This is a genomic window from Cupriavidus sp. 05L310, assembly GCF_056398185.1.
Window position 1 is genome coordinate 50034 of the sequence record NZ_JBFTOX010000057.1, and the last position, 17162, is coordinate 67195.

Below are 17162 nucleotides of genomic sequence, written 5' to 3' on the forward strand. Positions count from 1 at the left end.
CGGGCTCCCATGGTCCACCGAAATCGGGTCGCTCGCGGGAAAGGTTTCCCTGAGCGCTTCGTCCAACTCGTCTTCCACATGGTCGTCCTTGCTGGCGGGCTCAGGTGCAACTTTGGGCGCTGGTGATGCCGGCGGAGCCGGGGCGGCGGGCTTGCTCATCGTCTGGTCCTGGATGGGGTGGACTTTGATCTTAGAAGGCTTTCGGGGGGGATGCCAATCCAGGGTGAGCACCGTGCCGGCCGACCTGGCCGGGCGCCAGGCCTCAGGTCGTGCGATAACGGTTGCGCACGTCGCTGATCAGGTCGCGGTTGCGCGGTACGCCTTGGTACTGGCGCTCCACCGGTGCGCGGATATCGAAGCTCTGTTCCTGTTCCTGCAGCGCACCCGCGTGCTTTCTCCTGGCCACATCCTCACCCTTGCCGGTTTCCTCCAAGATGGCAAGGTCGTTGCGATCGGCCACGCTGTACCTTGGCCATGCATCGGTCCCCGCCAAGCCCTGCAGTGAAGTGGCTTATTAAGCGCTTTATCTACTGAGTGGCGCCAGCCACGGCAGCACGACTGGCTTCCCGGCGCTGTTCCGCCGGGCGCCGGGACCCGCCCTGGAGAAATATCTTCCGCTGAATCTTTGTCCCTCCCACCCCGCGGATACAGCCGCCTCGGCCCTCGCGTGACCGCAAGCGTGGTTTTGCCACGCCAGTCGTGCGCGAGTGAACGAGGCGAACTCCCCGACACACGGCAGAATAGCTTGTCGGCGCAGCACGAAACTCGAATTTCGAAAGACGTAACAGGCACCTTGCCCGCCCCGGAACATACATTGCAAACAAAGGGCGCGGGCAGCGCCTGCGTTGCCACGACCAGTCTTCGGCCATCCGGCCGACTTTTTTGTCGGAGTACCTCCTAGGGGAATGTAATGATCAATATGGACTCGGGTTGCCTGCAAACTAACCGTACCTCCCACGCTGCCTCGGTGGCCGCCTGGCCTGAATTCGTCACCCAGCGGGTCGCGGGCCACGAGGTCGAGCGGGTACAAAAGCGCTGGGGCGGCAGCCATTTGCTGCACGGCCGGCAACCCGGACCGGATGCCGTCCATTTTTCCAGCAATGACTACCTTTGCCTGCTTGGCGAAGAGAAGCTGGTCAGGGCCCAGACGGCCGCGATGCGCGGGCCGGAGAGCGAACTGCTGATGTCGGCGGTCTTCCAGTACGGCGACAATCCCACCAGCCGGCTCGAGCGCAAGCTGGCGGCATTCAGCGGCGCGGAGGACAGCATCCTGTGCCAGTCAGGCTGGGCGGCCAATGTAGGGCTGCTGCAAAGCATCGCCAATGAACGCACGCCGGTCTATCTCGACATGCTGGCCCATATGTCGCTATGGGAAGGCGCCCACGCGGCACGTGCGCGTGCCGTGCCGTTCATGCACAACGATGCCGAGCACGCCGAGCGCCAGATCCGCAAGGATGGCCCGGGCATCATCGTGGTGGATTCGGTTTACAGCACCAATGGCAGCCTTTGCCCGCTGGCAGATTTCGTGGAGGTGGCCGAGCGCACGGGCAGCGTGATCGTGGTCGACGAATCGCACTCGCTGGGCACCCATGGCCCGGCCGGCGCCGGGCTGGTAGCGCAGCTCGGCCTCTCGCGCCGGGTTCACTTCCAGACCGCCAGCCTGGCCAAGGCCTTCGGCGGCCGTGCCGGGCTGGTCACATGCCCGTCGTCGTTCAAGGGTTATTTCGCCGCGGAATCGCGCCCGGCCATTTTCAGCTCGGGCCTGCTGCAACATGAACTGGCCTGGTTCGACGCCGCCGCGGATTTCATTGCCGAGGCGGATGAACGCCGCACACAGTTGCACGTGGTCTCGACGCAGGTGCGCAATGCCTTGTCCGGGCTGGGCTACAACGTCTCGGCAGGTTCCGAGCAGATCATTGCGCTGGAATCCGGCACCGAGGAGCAAACCCTGGTGCTGCGCAATGCCCTGCAATCGCGCGGCATCTTTGGCGCCGTGTTCTGCGCGCCGGCCACGGCGCGCGACCGCGCCCTGATGCGTCTGACCATGCACGCCTGCCTGACCGCCGTGGAAATCGAGCGGCTGATCCAGGTGTGCGCGGAAATCCGCGATGAGGTGAACCTGGCGGGCTGGCGTTCCTCCCAGCGCAAGCCGCGCGCGGCCGTGGCACGGCCGCCGATGGCCAGGCAGTCCGTGCTGCACGAGACGCTGGAAGCGCTGCACGGCACGGCCTGAGCGCCGGCGAGAGGCCGCGGCCTTCAGCCAGCCGCGCCTTCGCCTTCGCGGCGCGGCGTGGCTGGCGGGAATTCGAGGACGAACTCCGTATATTCGTGCTCGACCGAGCTGCAGTGGATACGGCCATCCCAGGCTTCAAGCGTCTCCCTGCAGAACGCCAGGCCGATGCCCGTGCCCTCGTTGCGTGGATAGGTATGGAAGCGCTTGAAGATGGACGACAGTTCGCGCTCCGGCACGCCTGTGCCGGTGTCGCGGAAGATCAGGCGGTTGCGCCGGGTGCCTAGCTCCAGGCTCAGCCGGATCTCGCCGTGCCCTGCCCGCGCCAATGCATGCAGGGCATTCTTGAGCAGGTTGAACAGCACCATCACCATCAGCTTCTGGTCGGCGTGGATAGGGAAATCCGTCGTCAGGTCGGCATGCACAAGGTCGCGCTGGCCAGGTTCGAAGGGATAGCGCGCCAGCGCCTCTTCGATCGCCTGGCCCAGCGGGAAATGCTCGCTGGGCCCTTGTTGCGCCTTGACCCGCGCGTTGACCAGCAGCACGTCGATGCCGTGGTTCATGCGGTCGACTTCCATCTGGATGCGTGGCAAGGCATCCTTGAGCAAGCCGAAATGCGCACGCGGCAGGTTCAGCGAGTTCTCCGGCGTCTCATTTTCCTCGTAAAAGCGGATCAGGCCTGGCAGGTAACGGCCCATGCCTAGCGCGGTCGAGCCGATGCTGCGGATTGGCGTGCGCAGTTCGTGGGCAACGGTGCCTAGCGCAATCGCCATGCCGTCGAGTTTTTCCTGGATCAGGATGCGCTGGTCTATCTTGAGCACGGCGATGGTGCAGATGGTGAAGCCGATGATCGGCAGTTCCATCGGCCAGTTCACCGCCAGCAGCGCCGCGGGGGGAGGGGTGACGTAGTTATAGACCAGCCAGGCCGCCGCCGTACCCAGCACCAGCGAGGTGGCGCCGCCCAGCCAGCCGCTGAAGTTGAACAGGATGATGACGGCAATCACGAGCGACTGGGACCAGACCAGGTTGCCGTGATTCATCAAATACATGTAGACGAAGAAGAACGACAACGCGTACGTCAACGTCAGCCAAAAATGTACTGGTAGCCACTTCTTATCCCTCAAGTCGCGGCTTACGATCAGTGGCAGGCACATCACCATCGCCACCAGCCGCAGGGTCAGGCTTTCATACGGCTGGGGGAAGACGAATTTCCAGACCACGTAGAAGGTCGGAAACCCGATGAAGGCGAGCCAGCCCAGCAGACGGATGCGCTTGACCTGCGCCGGCTGGCGGATGTCTAGATGAACTTCCCTGGCAAGCACCCGGCGCAGGCGCATCGCGCTTTCACCGCAACTGCGTTGAATCTGGGCAAGCATGTTGAGAACCGGCTAATGGCTGTGGATGGTGGCGCTGAGACGAAAGTGTAGCCGGATAAATCGGTTAGCTTGCCGATTTTGTGCGCTTTTAGTTGCTCAGGCCCTTCTTCGCAGTCGGCCTGGCACCGGGGCTGGTCCAGCCTCAGCCTGCCGCGATCAGTCCAGCAGGTGCCCCATGCGCTCGCGCTTGGTCTCCAGGTATTTTTGGTTCTCGGCGTTGGACGGCACGATGTGGCGCATCTGTTCCACCACCGTGATGCCGGCGGCTTCCAGGGCCTGCTTCTTCTTGGGATTGTTGCTCATCAGCCGGATCGACTTGACGCCCCACTGATGCAGCAGGTCGGCGGCGAAGGCGTAGTTGCGGCTATCGATTTCCTGGCCCAGCGCCAGATTGGCGTCGACCGTGTCGAGCCCGCCGTCCTGCAGCGCATAGGCGCGGATCTTGTGGCCCAGGCCGATCCCGCGCCCTTCCTGTCCGCGCAGGTAGAGCAGGATGCCGCGCCCTTCTTCGGCGATTTTCTTCATCGCCAGGTCGAGTTGCTCGCCGCAGTCGCAGCGGCACGAGCCGAACACGTCGCCGGTCAGGCATTCGGAATGCAGGCGGGTCAACACGGCTTCGCCGGTGATATCGCCGACGCTCAGCGCCAGGTGTTCGGTGCCCGAAACGGCACCCTTGAAGGCGTGGGCGGTAAATTCGCCAAAGCGGGTCGGCAGGCGGGCGGAGCCGATCAGCTGGATCTCTGTGTCAGTCATGTCAGTCGGAGTTTGGCGCCGGCCTTGGTGGCACGGCATCGGGGCGCTTTGCAGCGTCTAGCCCGCTACGGTAGCACGAGCGGGGCCGGACCGCAGGCGGCGCGTGATTCGGCACTTGATCCGGTGCTCGAAGCAGCCATGCCTGTCCGCCTGGAAGTCCGCCTTGAACCTCCCGGCCGGCAAGCCGGCTCCACGTTGCGCGCCGGGCAGGAAACAAGCATAACGCTGCCGAGGCCAGGCTGCCGCGAGCGGCCTCAGCCAAGCTCGATTGGCTGCCCGTGCGGGGTGCGCCGGGCTGCGGCGATCCAGGCGTCGCGCCGGTCCAGCAGCGCGGCCTGGTCGACCAGGCCCTTGGCGGCGCTGATCTGTTCCAGCGCGGTCAGCCAGAACAGGTAGTAATGCTCGCCGGTGTCCGGGTCCCCGTTGGCCTGGGCATCACGGATGACCTGGGAGAGGCTGGCTGCCCATTCGGTCCAGGTGAAGGCGCCGCGTTCATGCAGCGCCAGCGTCATGGCGAAGGCCTGGGCTTCCCATGGCTCGCGGAAGACCGGGCCGGTGCTGTCGCACGGCAAGGCCGGCAACGCGGCGCGCATGGCTTGCAAGGTGGCCGGCGGCGCCGGCGGGGCGGCAATGGGCTCAGCCATGGGCAGCCTCCGCCGGATCCAGGTAAGGCTCCCAGCAATCCACGCTGACCGAAGCCGCGGTGGTATCGGCGCCCCACAGTTCGCTGGCGGTAAAGCGCACCGTATACAACCATTGCGGCTGGTCCCCGGCGCCGGCCGCGCTGGCATCGGGGAAGACATGGGCGCCATGCACCGCCACGATCTCGCCTTGCCGGCCACGGCAATAGCGCGGCAGCCGGGTATGGCCGGCGGGATGCATCTGACGGGTACGGACCCGCTCTCCAAGGTGGAAGCGCGCCTCCGCCGTGGCCGGCCGGGCACTGGGCGAGCCGCGTGCCAGGGCGGGCGCTACCTGCTCCGCTTCCAGGATGCGCGCCAGGGGGACCGGCGCCGCGCTGGAATGCCCGCTGGCGATCTCCCCGGCGTCGGCCAGGCCCGTCTTGAGCAGCAAGGCCTTGAGCCCTTCAAACCAGATCTCGAAGTAGCTGCTGCCCAGGTACTGCGCCGGCGGGAGGCTTTCGCGGGCCGCGCGCGAGGTATCGATGTTCCACTTGCCGACCGCGCCCATGGCCAGTGTCAGCGCCAGTACCCGGCGCTCCCATTCGGCGTGGAACGGCGGTTCGCCGGGTTCGGGGCGGACCGGGCCGAAGCCCTGCATGCCGCCAAGGTCTTGCGCGCCGTTCATGCCGGTTCCTTTGCCGTTGCCGGCGCCACCATGTCGGGTAGCAGCCCGGTGCCAATCATCGAATCGCGCGTGACCAGCGCGGCCAGCGCTTCCTCGCTCCAGCCATCCGTGCCCGCCGGACGCATGGGCAGCACCAGGTAGCGCAGTTCGGCTGTGGAGTCCCACACCTGCAGCTGCACCGCATCCGGCAGCGTGAAGCCGAAATCGCGCAGCACGCCGCGCGGATCGATCACCGCCCGGGCCCGGTACGGCGCCGACTTGTACCAGACCGGCGGCAGTCCAAGCACGGGCCAGGGATAGCAGGAGCACAAGGTGCACACCACCATATTGTGGGTCGCCGGCGTGTTCTCCAGCACGATCATGTGCTCGCCCTGGCGCCCGCTGAAGCCCAGCGAGGCGATCGCCGCGGTGGCGTCCGCCAGCAGCCAGGCCTTGTAGGCCGGGTCGCTCCAGGCCTTGGCTACCACCCGCGCGCCATTGCGCGGGCCAATCTGCTGCTCGTAGGTCTCGATCAAGATGTCCAGCGCGGCGGGGTCGACGTAACCCTTCTCCACCAGCAGCGATTCCAGCGCGCGCACGCGCAAGTCCATCTCGGACAGCGTGCTGCCGCCGTGTTTATGGTCATGGTCATGCGCAGCGGTCGGTCTTTCCTGCGGGGAGTTCGGCGGGTGGGGAGGATCCTGGCGCATCGGCGTTGGGCTCGTTCTGGCTCTGACACTGCGGAACGGCCAGTATGGTCGCGCCTGCTGCACTTGGCAATCCGGCCGCTTATGGCTGCGCGGCGCCGGCCTCACGGGTGGCACGGCATCCGGTGACGCCGTCCCTTGCCGCCGCCTTGCGGGCGTCCCCCTGGTGTCCTGGTGTCTACACGCGGGCACGGCTTTTGCTCGATTTTTGCAATCCCGCCCGCCACATGAGCCGTAGCGGACTGGCTTGGTTGCGCGGCTCGCCCGCCAACATTGGCCAGCAAAGGAACGACAGGCATTGCGCTCAGCAAGGGGAAAATCGTGGCGCGAACACTGCATGCAGAATCTACCGATGAGAGCCCGGACTTCCTTGTAGTTCTTACAAGCTGTTGCAGGCGAACCTGCCATCATCAATATCACCGGCGCGTCGCCCGTGGATGCGCCGATGATCCCCGCCCATGACCCCGCGCGCACGCGTCCGGCCGCCTCGTTCGATACCCAATATCGCTGAGCTTGCTTGCCATGAATATTCTGCCCTCTCCAGAAGCCGCCAGGCGGCCCCTGATCCTCAATGTCGACGACAGCGACGGGCCTCGCTACGTCAAGGGCCGCATCCTGCAACGCGCGGGCTTCTCCGTGCTGGAGGCTGCGAGCGGGCAGGCCGCGCTGTCGCTGATCCGCCAGCACGCCCCGGACCTGGTGCTGCTGGATGTGAATCTGCCGGACATCAACGGGCTGGAAGTGTGCAGGCTGATCAAGAACGATCCCGAAACCGCCAGTACGCTGGTGCTGCAGACCTCCGCCGCGCTAACCGAGTCGCGCCACCGCGTGCAGGCGCTCGATGGCGGCGCCGACAGTTACCTGATCGAGCCGGTGGAAGCGGAGGAATTGGTGTCGAGCATCAAGGCCCTGCTGCGCATGCGCAAGGCCGAGGAAGCTTTCCGGCAGTCCTCGCAAGCCTTGCGCGAGAACGAGGAATTGTTCCGCCAGCTGGCCGAGAACCTTTCCGATGCGCTGTGGATCCTCGATCCGGCGGAGAGCCAGTTCCTGTACATGAGCCCGTCGTTCGCGCGGTTGTGGGGCCGTCCGATGGAGGAACTGAAGCACAACCCGCGCACCTGGCTGGACTGCGTGCAGGCCGAGGACCGCGAGCGCATGGAAGTGGCCTTCGGCGCGATGATGGCGGACGGCCGTATGGATGCCGAGTTCCGGCTGGTGCGGGGCGATGGCGCGGTGCGCGAAGTCCGCGCGCGCGCGTTCCCGGTCTCCAATACGGCGGGCGTCTTCTATCGCGTGGCCGGCATTTGCCAGGACATCACGCCGCAAAAGCGCGCCGAGCGCATGCTGCTGGAAGAAGACCACCGCAAGGACCATTTCCTGGCCATGCTGGCCCACGAACTGCGGAACCCGCTCGCGCCGATGCGCAGCGCGGTCGACCTGCTGATGCGGTGCGCGCCCACGCGCGAGGAGACCTTCAAGGCCCGCGACATCATCGCCCGCCAGCTGCATCACCTGACGCGGCTGGTCGACGACCTGCTCGATATCTCGCGCCTCACCCAGGGCCGCATTGTGCTGCGCAACGATATTGTCGAGTTGCGCACGGCGCTGAGCACCGCTGTGGAAGCCGTGCGCCCGCTGATCGACACGCGTGGCCACTCGCTGCGGCTGAGCGTACCGGAAGGACCGATGCCCGTGCGCGGAGACCTGGTGCGGCTGACCCAGATCTTCAGCAACCTGCTGCACAACGCCGCGCGCTATACGCAGCCGGACGGCCAGCTCGCGCTTGAAGTCACGTGCGACGGCAGCCTGCTTACCGTCAAGGTGCGGGACAACGGGCCCGGGCTGTCGCCGCAAGCGCTGCAGGCCATCTTCGATCCGGCCACGGCGCATCACGGCGACAAGCGTCCTGCCGCCGCCGGACAGGAGGGCATGGGTATCGGGCTCTCGCTGGTACAAAAGCTTGTCAATCTGCATGGCGGCAATGTCCATGCCGAGAGCGCCGGCCCTGGCCTTGGCTGCGCCTTCGTGGTGGAACTGCCCGCCCAGCCCTGGCAGAGCTGGCGGCCAGAAGTCGGCAAGCTCAGGTCCCCGCCGGGCACGCCGCGCACGGTGATGGTGGTGGACGACAACATCGACGCGCTGGAGGCCATAGCCCTTACGCTCGAAGCCATGGGGCACACGGTGGTGACCGCCATCGACGGTCCCGCCGCCATCGTGCGCGCGGCCAAGACCCGGCCCGACGTCATCTTGCTCGACCTCGGCATGCCGGCCATGGACGGCTTCGAGATCGCCCGGCGCCTGCGGGCCATCCCGGAATTGCAGCATGTACGCCTGGTGGCGCTGACCGGCTACAGCCAGCCGGCGGACCGGCAGCGTACAACGCAGGCCGGTTTCGATCGCCACCTGGTCAAGCCGGTGGACCTGGAGGCGCTGTCGCGTATCCTGGATGAACCGGGGGAAGCCGGCTGAGCCCGAGCCTGAGCCAGGCGCTTGCCCCGCCCTTGCCTGTCGGCCGCGGCCCGGTTTACGCCGCTACCGGCCGTGCTACAGACCCCGGAGAGATCTATGCGGATTCAGTTCCACATCACGCCCGAACCCGATCAGGCGCCACCCGACCCCGACGTTCCACAACCGGCAGTGCCCGATCCCGATCCGCCGGCGCCGGTCAGCGACCCGCCTCCAGGGGATTTGCCAGCGCCCCCGCCGCAGCGCGCCTGAGTGGACGCAGAACACCGGGGCCCCGCCTGTGACGGCCGTGGCTGCTTCTGCTGGAATCAGCGAATGCCGGCCTGTGGGAGCCACCGGTTCGCCACGCAAGGCACAACGGCATGCAAATAAGACGATGCCCGCGCATGCGGGCACCATGCACTTTATGCCGAAACCGGTAAAAACTGCGGGGTCCCGGCTAGATCAGCCCCGCTCCGCATGGACCGGGAAACTCACTGCGACGCATACGGATCTACCGTCCGTGGAGCACCCCTGTCCTTCCGCCACGATGTGCGCGCCCTGGGTTTCCACGAGCCGCCTTGCCAGCAGCAACGCGGTACCCTGGCGCGGCGCCGATGCGCCGCCTTCGGCGGGGCGCCTGCTGAAGAAGTCGGATAGCACGGCGATGCGCTCGTCCCTGCGGGCGTCGCTGGGAGCCCGGCTCTCGGTGATCCGCAGGCGGATGCGGCCGGCTTCCGGCTTCAGGTGTGCTTCGACGGTATCCGCGCTGCGCGCGTGGCGGATGCAATGCAGCAGCAGATATCGCAGCAGCGGTTCGAGGCGGCGCGGGTCGGCATCGATCACAAATGCGTGGTTCGATGAGGTGCCATCCGGGCTGTCCACATTTACCGCCGCGAGGTTCACGGCACGCGCTTGCGCCATGGAGCGTGCCGCGTCCATGGCCGCTTCCAGCGCCGCCAGCAGATCCACGCGTTGCCATTGCGGCGGGCTGTCGTTCGTGAGCAGCGCGACGGCCTCTTCCATGTGTTCGATCAGGCCCAGCTGCTGCAGCATGCCGGTGCGGATACCGGCCAGCGCGCGCTGCGCCGGGGTAGGTGGCATGTCCAGCGAGTGGTCCAGCACATAGGCCCAGCTCTGCACCCCGTTGAGCGCGGAGCGCAGGTCGTGTGCGATCTGGCCGATCAGCGTGGCGACTTCGGCGCTGCTCTGGACCGGTTCCGGTGGCTCGCATGCATCATGCGTTTCATGCGCGTCGCGGGGTGCGGGCTGGCCGGGTGCGCCGGGGTCTTCGGAGGAGTTGGGTTGCTGCGACATCGGTACCTTGTGCGGGCGGCGTGCTCACCCGGTTGCCATGCAATTAGCATACCGCGCGGTGAAACCGCCGCATGCGCGCGGACCAAAGCCGCAATCAGGCGCTTGTCCGGCAGGCTTGACGCCGGGCCATGCACACCGCGCGCTAGTTCGGCGCCGTGTTTCCGTTCTGTGCGGCGCCCGCGCCATTGGCTCGCAGCCACTCGGGTAGCTCGCCTTTCGAGGCATATTCTTCCAGGCGGTTATACAAGGTTTTCAGGCTGATGCCGAGGATCTCGGCGGCATGCTTCTTTACGCCGGAGCATTGCTCCAGCGTGGCAAAGATCAACTGGCGATCGGCGTCCGCCAGGGATATGCCCACCGGCACCGACACCATGGCGGTGGCGGCCGGGTTCGCCGCCGCCACCTGCAGCGGCACATGGGCATCGGCAATCAAGTCCCGGTCAGCCATGATGTAGGTCCGCTGCACGAAGTTGCGCAGCTCGCGCACATTGCCCGGCCACGCATGCAGCAACAGGCTGTCCAACAGTTCCGGGGCGAAGCGGCGCTGGGTGCCGTGCTCGCCGTTCATCTGTTCCAGCAGCGTATTGGCGATCTGCACCACATCGTCGCCACGCGCGCGCAGCGGCGGCAATTCGATCGGGAACACATTGAGCCGGTGATAGAGGTCGGCGCGCAGCTTGCCGTCGGCCACGGCTTCTTCCGGATTGCGGTTGGTGGCGGCCACCACGCGCACGTCGGCTTGCAGCTCGCGGTTGGTGCCGACCCGCATGAAGGCGCCGGATTCCAGCACGCGCAGCAGCTTGACCTGCAGTTCGATAGGCATCTCGGTGATTTCATCGAGAAAAAGCGTGCCGCCGTCGGCTCGCTCGAAGTAGCCTTTATGCTGGCGCTCGGCGCCAGTGAAGCTGCCGCGCTCGTGGCCGAACATCTCGGATTCGATCAGCGCGGGAGAAATGGCGCCGCAGTTGACCGCCAGGAAAGGCTGACGCCGGCGGGCCGATAGCTCGTGGAGCGTCTGCGCGGCGAGTTCCTTGCCGGTGCCGCTCTCTCCCACCAGCAGCACGGTGGCCTCGGTAGGTGCAACCTTGCCAAGCTGGTCATAGACCACCTGCATGGCCTCCGAACTGCCGAGCAGCCGGCCGAAACGGCCGTAGCGGCGCAACTCGCCGCGCAGCGAATGGATCTCTGCCTTGAGGTCGCCCGTGGTGGCGATGCGTTTCAGGATGGTGCGCAGCCGTGTCACGTTGATCGGCTTGACCAGGTAGTCGGTTGCACCCCGGCGCAAGGCGTCGACAGCGGATTCCACGCTGGCGTAGCCTGTCATGAGGATCATTTCGACGCCTGCGGTGCCGACCTCGTTGAACAGGTCCATGCCGTTGCCGTCGGGCAGCTTCAGGTCGGCCAGCACGGCATCGGGCATCTGCCAGCCGATTTGCAAGCAGGCCTCGCGCAGATCGCCGGCAGTGGCGGATGTAAAGCCTTCAGCCGCCACGATCTCCGACAGTGCAGCACAGGTATTTTCATCGTCATCGACGATCAGAATGTGAGGCATATATTCCGTATCGGCAGCGTACAACGCCACCGGTGCGCCGCGGGGACCGCGCGCAATCCGGGTGCATCGTTCCGGCATGTTCCATGCGGGCGACGGCAAACACAACGCGGGCCCTATGTCTGAACATACGGCGAGCATGCGTCTCGGCGCCAAGGGTGAATCCGGGGATACGTCTTATTCTAGGCAGGCTTCACCGGCAGCGGTACCCGTGTCTGTCTGACAACTTCACGCGCGGATCGGACCAAATGCACGAAAGCGTGCCAGCCGATCAAAACAGTGGCTTCAGGTCAACGCAGGCGATAGGATTAGCCTGAACCCTCCCTTGGTTGCCGATGACAAGCTGCGACCCCCCTGCCCCTTCCCCTCGTCCTGCCGCGCCGGCCAGCGGTGCGCCGCGCCGTGGCGCTATCCCGGGCGGGCCCACGGCGTTGCTGTGGCAGAGTTCTTCGCCCGTGATGCGGCAACTCCTGGCGCAGATCGACCGCGTGGCCGCTACCGAGGTCACGATGCTGGCGGTTGGCGAGAGCGGCACCGGCAAGGAACTGGTGGCGCGTGCCGTGCACGAGCGCGGCGCCCGCCGGGCCGGGCCGTTCATCGCGGTCAATTGCGGCGCGATTCCCGCCACGCTGATCGAGTCGGAATTGTTCGGCCACGAGAAAGGCGGTTTTACCGGCGCCATCCAGCAAAAGGCCGGGTACTTCGAGCAGGCCCGTGGCGGCACGCTGTTCCTCGACGAAGTCACGGAGATGGCGCCCGACATGCAGATCAAGCTGCTGCGGGTGCTGGAGACGCGCACCTTCCACCGCGTGGGCGGCGACGCGCAGATCGTGTGCGACGTGAGGATTCTCGCCGCCACCAACCGCGACCCGGTCGAAGCCGTGCGCGCCGGCCAGTTGCGCGAAGACCTGCTTTACCGGCTCGCCGTGTTTCCCTTGCACATTCCGCCGCTGCGCGAGCGCGGTGAGGACATCGCGCAACTGGCCAGGCACTTCCTTACGGAGTTCAATGCCATGGAGGGGACGGAAAAGACCTTCTCTTCCACCGCCCTGGAACGCCTGCGGCATTACGGCTGGCCCGGCAACGTGCGCGAACTGAAGAACACCATCTACCGTGCCTTTATCCTGGCCGACCGTGTCGTCGATATCGCCAACCCCAATATCTCTACCCAGCCGCCCCGCCCCGCGACGCTGAACGGTTTCGTCAACGTGCGCATCGGGACGTCGCTGGCCGACGCCCAGCGCGAGATCATCCTCGCCACGCTGGCGCGCTTCGACGGCGACAAGCGGCAGGCAGCCCAATCGCTGGGCATCAGTCTCAAGACGCTGTACAACCGGCTCGACGCGTACCGCGCGGGTTGATTCGCCTGCCTGCCTGCCGGTGGCACGGCTGTTGTCTGCACCGTGAGAAGCACTCACCTCGCGTCTGGCGATCCCCCCGGAAGAGGGGCAGCCGCGCGGCACTGGACTGCGCACACTTGTTCGCAATGTCCGGCATGGTCTCGACGATAGAATCAGCCTATGAAGGAAAAACAAGAAACCTGTCCTCTTTGCGGCACTGAGGCCAAAGCCCAGCCCCGTCGCGGCAGCTACGGGCAGTGGGTGCGGTTCGAGTGCCATAACCCTGAGTGCGGCCCCGCCGAAATCAGCACCGGTGCCCGCCGCATGCTGCGCGAGCCCACCCGCAAGGCCGAGCTCCGCGCTCTCGCCCGCTCCAGCCGCGAGCACGGCAAGTTGCCACGCCTGGGTTACGACGGCCCGCGCGGCGAGATCTACGTAGAGTTTGATTGAGCCGGCCTGCCCAGGCTGCTTTGATTCTGCTGGTGCGCCGTCCGGCGTGCCGGGCCAGGCTTTCGATGTCTGGGACGTCCACTTCATCCTGGAGGGCAAGGTTCCAGGTGCACGGCAGTTCGCACTCTCGTCTCTATGATGCCGAATACGGTACTTTTCACCGGATCTACCGGGCTGCAGCCGAGGAACCGTGGCAAAAATTTCCCTTGCCCGGTCCCATGGTGGCCTGGTCGCGCCGCCGCTTTCCGTTTGGCCGCGCATCGTCCGCGGGCTGGCTTTCCTTGTGATCCCCCATTACATTCCAAACAGTTTGTGAGCGTGCCGCGACCGACGGCAACGTTCCCGGCCTGACGAGGGAAGCCTATGGGAATCACCACCGACGACCTGCTGGCCCTGGCTTGCGCCAGCGTCCTGACAGTGACCGTCGTCGCCATGCATTACGAGGCCCTGCGCTTGTTGTCGGGGATGAATCCCCGCCGCTGGACCGGGCGCGTCAATGTGGGCGTGCTGATCGTATGCATCATCGTTGCCCATATCCTGGAGGCCCTGGTGTTCGCGGTAGGGTACTGGTTGTCGGGCTCTGCGCTCGGACTGGGCGGGCTGTCCGGCCCGGGCCCGATCGCGCCCATCGTGTACTTTTATTTCTCGCTGGAAACCTTCACCACGCAGAGCCTCGGAGACATCTCGCCGGTCGGGGCCACGCGCCTGATCGCCAGTATCGAGCCGCTGGTGGGCCTGATCCTGATCGGCTGGTCGACCTCATTCACGTACATCATCATGCGGCGAGACTGGCAGACTGGCACCTCGAAACAGGCCGCGCAGGCCGAGGTATAGCCGCCGGACACTAGAGAATCGGCGCGAACAGGGATGCCACATGCATCGCCACCCTGCGCAGCCTGGGCCCGCCGATGTACTCGTTGCGGTCGATCCGCCGCGCCAGCGCGAAATCCTGTTCCAGCATTTGCGCCACGCTGGCGGCGAAACCGCGGTCTGCGGTCATCACCATCAACTCGAAATTCAGCCGGAACGAGCGATTGTCGAGATTGGCGCTGCCCACCGCCGCGGCCTCGTCGTCGATCAGGATGACCTTCTGGTGCAGGAAGCCCGGCTGGTAGCGATAGATCTTGACGCCGGCGCAGATGGCCTGGTAGGCGTACAGCGTCGAGGCGGCGAAGACCACCAGATGGTCGCGCCGCGCCGGCAACAGGATGCGCACGTCCACCCCGCGCAGCACCGCCAGCCGCAGTACGGCGAATACCGCCTCGTCCGGCACGAAGTACGGGCTGGTGATCCACACCCGCCAGCGCGCTGCCTGGATCGCCTCGACGAAGAAAAGGGAGCAAGTTTCCTGCGCGTCGGCCGGGCCTGACGGAACCACCTGGCAGGTCATGGCGCCGGCGGCGGCGGCCGGCGGCGGCAGCAGCACCGGCACTTCGCGCGCGGCCCAGTACCAGTCCTCGGCGAACACCATCTGGATATCGAGCACGGCGCTGCCGCGGATCTCGATATGGGTATCGCGCCACGGCGCCAGCGGCGGTTGCAGGCCCATGTACTCGTCGCCGACGTTATGCCCGCCGGTAAACGCGCATTCGCCGTCCACCACCACGACTTTGCGATGGTTGCGGAAGTTCAGCTGGAAACGATTGACGAAGCCCTTGCGCGTGGCAAAGGCGCGCGCCTCGACCCCCGCCGCCAGCAGGCGCTTGACATAGCTGCCCGGCAGCGCATGCGAGCCGATGCTGTCGTAAAGGAAATACACCTTGACACCCGCGGCGGCCCGCTCGCACAGCAAGTGCTGCAACGCCTGGCCCAGGTCATCGTCATGGACGATAAAGAACTGCACGATGACTACCTTCTTCGCGGCGGCAATGGCAGCGAAGATCGCGGCGAAGGTTGCCTCGCCGTTGACCAGCAGCCGCACGGCGTTGTTGGCCAGGCATGGCATGCCGGTCAGCCGGGGCAAGGCGCGCAGGCAAGCCTGGGACGGCGAATGCACCACGCAGGCATCGCGCGCCTCGCGCTCGCCGGCATCCATGTCGTGCGTCACCTCGCGCAGCCGGTCGTTGTTGAAGCGGCGCGCATTGACGTAGCCGGCAAAGTTGCTGCTGCCCAGGATCAGGTACGGAATCAGGGTGAAGTACGGCATCATCACCAGCGAGCCCGCCCACGCAATGGCGCCGGGGGCGGTGCGCACCGTCATCACCGCATGCAGGGCGGCGATGACGCCGAGGATATGAAACACCAGCACGATCGCCGCGATTAGGGATGGGCTGAGCATGGTCGTCGGATTTAGATTTCGCCCGGCGGCGCCGGATCACGATGGCTAGCATTCTGGCATAGGCGCGGCCCGAGGGCATTGCCTGCTGGTGCGGCAGGCAGGATTTCTTCGCAAGGGGTAAGCTCTCAGGCTTTCGCACCCGGCCTCCCCTCGCCGCATCAAGGAAGAATGCAATGTCAGAGTTCAAGATGGAATACCGGCGCCTGGGCGCCAGCAACCTGAAGGTATCGGCGCTGTGCCTGGGCACCATGATGTTCGCCGACCAGACCGACGAAGCCGAGGCTGGCCGCATCGTGGACAGCGCCCGCGCGCACGGCGTCAACTTCATCGACACCGCGGATGTCTACAGCAAGGGGGGCTCCGAGCGCATGGTGGGCAAGCTGCTGGCCGCCGACCGCCATGACTGGATCCTGGCCAGCAAGCTCGGCAACCCGATGCAGGCCGCGCCCAATCATTCGCATTACTCGCGCGTGTGGATCCTGCGCGAGGCGGAGGAAAGCCTGCGCCGCCTGGGGACCGATTACCTCGACATCCTCTACCTCCATCGCGACTACGCGGGTGAAAACCTCGAGGAACCCGTGCGCGCGATGGGGGATCTGGTTCGCGCGGGGAAGATCCGGTACTGGGCGGTGTCGAACTTCCGCGGCTGGCGTATCGCCGAGATCGCGCGGCTGTGCGACCAGTTGGGCGTGCCGCGTCCGGTTGTCTGCCAGCCCTATTACAACCTGCTCAATCGCATGCCCGAGGTGGAAATCCTGCCGGCCTGCCAGCATTTCGGACTCGGCGTGGTGCCTTACAGCCCGATTGCGCGTGGCGTGCTGACCGGCAAGTACCTGCCGGGCCAGCAACCGCCGCAGGATTCGCGCGCGGGCCGCGCCGATCGCCGCATGATGGAGACTGAATTCCGCGAGGAATCGCTGGTGATCGCGCAGACACTGAAGACGCACGCCGAGGCGCGCGGACTGAAGCTGGGGCAGTTCGCTACGGCGTGGGTGCTGGCTAATCCTATTGTCAGTTCGGTGATTGCGGGGCCGAGGACGCTGGCGCAGTTCGAGGATTATTTTGGGGCGGTGGGGGTGGGGGTTTCGGGAGAGGAGGAGGTGTTGGTGGATGGGTTGGTCAGGCCGGGGCATGCTTCTACGCATGGGTATAACGATCCGAATTATCCGTTGGTTGGGCGGCCGGTTAGGTAGGTGGGTTTAACTTTGGGTTTAATGTTGGCTGCTTGACGTCAAGGGCCTTGGCGTCCAAGTCCAAATCAAGGTCTTCAAAGTCAAAGTCAAAGTCAAAGGCAGTTTCACCTCCCCTGCGGGGAGGCGACCTACTTTCTTGTCTTGCCAAGAAAGTAGGCAAAGAAGGCGCGCCGGATGGGGCGACACCCCCTCGGGATCCGGCGAAAAGAGCGGCCGGGACCCAAACTCGCATCGCCT

Annotated in this window: 15 protein-coding genes; 6 read left to right on the forward strand and 9 right to left on the reverse strand. The window is 65.7% G+C overall.

Annotated elements, in window-relative coordinates:
- Positions 1-262: 262 nt before the first annotated feature.
- The gene (locus AC1DS6_RS32580; RefSeq protein WP_477103956.1) at positions 263-460 is read right to left on the reverse strand and encodes a ferritin family protein; all 198 of its coding nucleotides are present in this window, start codon (positions 458-460) and stop codon (positions 263-265) included.
- A gap of 450 nt (positions 461-910) precedes the next feature.
- Between AC1DS6_RS32580 and cqsA the strand changes: the two genes are divergently transcribed.
- Complete coding sequence (cqsA, locus tag AC1DS6_RS32585) at positions 911-2233, forward strand: alpha-hydroxyketone-type quorum-sensing autoinducer synthase (RefSeq protein WP_477103957.1); 1323 nt, start codon at positions 911-913, stop codon at positions 2231-2233.
- 23 nt (positions 2234-2256) lie between these two features.
- On the opposite strand, the gene AC1DS6_RS32590 is transcribed toward cqsA, so the two are convergent.
- The 5 genes from AC1DS6_RS32590 to nthA form a co-directional block, all read right to left on the reverse strand.
- Positions 2257-3606, reverse strand: a complete 1350-nt coding sequence (locus AC1DS6_RS32590; protein ID WP_441629588.1) for a sensor histidine kinase — start codon at positions 3604-3606, stop codon at positions 2257-2259.
- Positions 3607-3762: 156 nt separating this feature from the next.
- Positions 3763-4359: a GTP cyclohydrolase II gene (gene ribA / locus AC1DS6_RS32595; protein ID WP_477103958.1), complete on the reverse strand. Its 597-nt coding sequence runs from the start codon at positions 4357-4359 to the stop codon at positions 3763-3765.
- 254 nt (positions 4360-4613) lie between these two features.
- Positions 4614-5003, reverse strand: coding sequence for a nitrile hydratase accessory protein (locus AC1DS6_RS32600; protein WP_477103959.1), 390 nt, complete (start codon positions 5001-5003; stop codon positions 4614-4616).
- Complete coding sequence (gene nthB / locus AC1DS6_RS32605) at positions 4996-5667, reverse strand: nitrile hydratase subunit beta (protein WP_477103960.1); 672 nt, start codon at positions 5665-5667, stop codon at positions 4996-4998. Before nthB ends, AC1DS6_RS32600 begins: the two co-directional genes overlap by 8 nt.
- Entirely contained in the window at positions 5664-6356 is a 693-nt protein-coding gene (nthA, locus tag AC1DS6_RS32610; protein WP_441629584.1) for a nitrile hydratase subunit alpha, read from the reverse strand. The genes nthB and nthA overlap by 4 nt, the downstream gene beginning before the upstream one ends.
- A 519-nt stretch (positions 6357-6875) precedes the next feature.
- Between nthA and AC1DS6_RS32615 the strand changes: the two genes are divergently transcribed.
- Positions 6876-8822 (forward strand): hybrid sensor histidine kinase/response regulator, encoded by a 1947-nt coding sequence (locus tag AC1DS6_RS32615; protein ID WP_477103961.1) that lies wholly within the window; start codon positions 6876-6878, stop codon positions 8820-8822.
- Between the two features lie 441 nt (positions 8823-9263).
- Here AC1DS6_RS32615 and AC1DS6_RS32620 read toward each other — a convergent pair whose 3' ends face one another.
- Positions 9264-10115, reverse strand: a complete 852-nt coding sequence (locus AC1DS6_RS32620) for a histidine kinase (RefSeq protein ID WP_477103962.1) — start codon at positions 10113-10115, stop codon at positions 9264-9266.
- Positions 10116-10257: 142 nt separating this feature from the next.
- The gene (locus AC1DS6_RS32625; protein ID WP_477103963.1) at positions 10258-11667 is read right to left on the reverse strand and encodes a sigma-54-dependent transcriptional regulator; all 1410 of its coding nucleotides are present in this window, start codon (positions 11665-11667) and stop codon (positions 10258-10260) included.
- Positions 11668-11999: 332 nt separating this feature from the next.
- Between AC1DS6_RS32625 and AC1DS6_RS32630 the strand changes: the two genes are divergently transcribed.
- The 3 genes from AC1DS6_RS32630 to AC1DS6_RS32640 all read left to right on the forward strand — a co-directional run bounded on the left by AC1DS6_RS32630 (position 12000) and on the right by AC1DS6_RS32640 (position 14288).
- Positions 12000-13025 (forward strand): sigma-54 interaction domain-containing protein, encoded by a 1026-nt coding sequence (locus AC1DS6_RS32630; protein ID WP_477103964.1) that lies wholly within the window; start codon positions 12000-12002, stop codon positions 13023-13025.
- A 159-nt stretch (positions 13026-13184) separates the two neighbouring features.
- Positions 13185-13454 carry a hypothetical protein gene (locus AC1DS6_RS32635; RefSeq protein WP_441629579.1) on the forward strand — a complete coding sequence of 90 codons (270 nt, stop codon included), beginning with the start codon at positions 13185-13187 and terminating at the stop codon, positions 13452-13454.
- A 363-nt stretch (positions 13455-13817) separates the two neighbouring features.
- Positions 13818-14288, forward strand: coding sequence for an ion channel (locus tag AC1DS6_RS32640; protein WP_045238737.1), 471 nt, complete (start codon positions 13818-13820; stop codon positions 14286-14288).
- A 10-nt stretch (positions 14289-14298) separates the two neighbouring features.
- Here AC1DS6_RS32640 and cls read toward each other — a convergent pair whose 3' ends face one another.
- Positions 14299-15732, reverse strand: a complete 1434-nt coding sequence (gene cls, locus AC1DS6_RS32645) for a cardiolipin synthase (protein ID WP_477103965.1) — start codon at positions 15730-15732, stop codon at positions 14299-14301.
- 173 nt (positions 15733-15905) lie between these two features.
- On the opposite strand from cls, the gene AC1DS6_RS32650 reads away from it, so the two are divergent.
- Entirely contained in the window at positions 15906-16925 is a 1020-nt protein-coding gene (locus AC1DS6_RS32650; protein ID WP_428179885.1) for an aldo/keto reductase, read from the forward strand.
- Positions 16926-17162: the final 237 nt, after the last annotated feature.

Bases quoted from the DNA above. Each gene is read 5' to 3' on its own strand.
- AC1DS6_RS32600 (WP_477103959.1), bottom strand. From the start codon at position 5,003: ATGGCTGAGCCCATTGCCGCCCCGCCGGCGCCGCCGGCCACCTTGCAA.
- nthA (WP_441629584.1), bottom strand. From the start codon at position 6,356: ATGCGCCAGGATCCTCCCCACCCGCCGAACTCCCCGCAGGAAAGACCG.
- AC1DS6_RS32630 (WP_477103964.1), top strand. From the start codon at position 12,000: ATGACAAGCTGCGACCCCCCTGCCCCTTCCCCTCGTCCTGCCGCGCCG.
- ribA (WP_477103958.1), bottom strand. From the start codon at position 4,359: ATGACTGACACAGAGATCCAGCTGATCGGCTCCGCCCGCCTGCCGACC.
- AC1DS6_RS32635 (WP_441629579.1), top strand. From the start codon at position 13,185: ATGAAGGAAAAACAAGAAACCTGTCCTCTTTGCGGCACTGAGGCCAAA.
- AC1DS6_RS32590 (WP_441629588.1), bottom strand. From the start codon at position 3,606: ATGCTTGCCCAGATTCAACGCAGTTGCGGTGAAAGCGCGATGCGCCTG.
- nthB (WP_477103960.1), bottom strand. From the start codon at position 5,667: ATGAACGGCGCGCAAGACCTTGGCGGCATGCAGGGCTTCGGCCCGGTC.
- AC1DS6_RS32615 (WP_477103961.1), top strand. From the start codon at position 6,876: ATGAATATTCTGCCCTCTCCAGAAGCCGCCAGGCGGCCCCTGATCCTC.
- cls (WP_477103965.1), bottom strand. From the start codon at position 15,732: ATGCTCAGCCCATCCCTAATCGCGGCGATCGTGCTGGTGTTTCATATC.
- cqsA (WP_477103957.1), top strand. From the start codon at position 911: ATGATCAATATGGACTCGGGTTGCCTGCAAACTAACCGTACCTCCCAC.
- AC1DS6_RS32625 (WP_477103963.1), bottom strand. From the start codon at position 11,667: ATGCCTCACATTCTGATCGTCGATGACGATGAAAATACCTGTGCTGCA.
- AC1DS6_RS32620 (WP_477103962.1), bottom strand. From the start codon at position 10,115: ATGTCGCAGCAACCCAACTCCTCCGAAGACCCCGGCGCACCCGGCCAG.
- AC1DS6_RS32650 (WP_428179885.1), top strand. From the start codon at position 15,906: ATGTCAGAGTTCAAGATGGAATACCGGCGCCTGGGCGCCAGCAACCTG.
- AC1DS6_RS32640 (WP_045238737.1), top strand. From the start codon at position 13,818: ATGGGAATCACCACCGACGACCTGCTGGCCCTGGCTTGCGCCAGCGTC.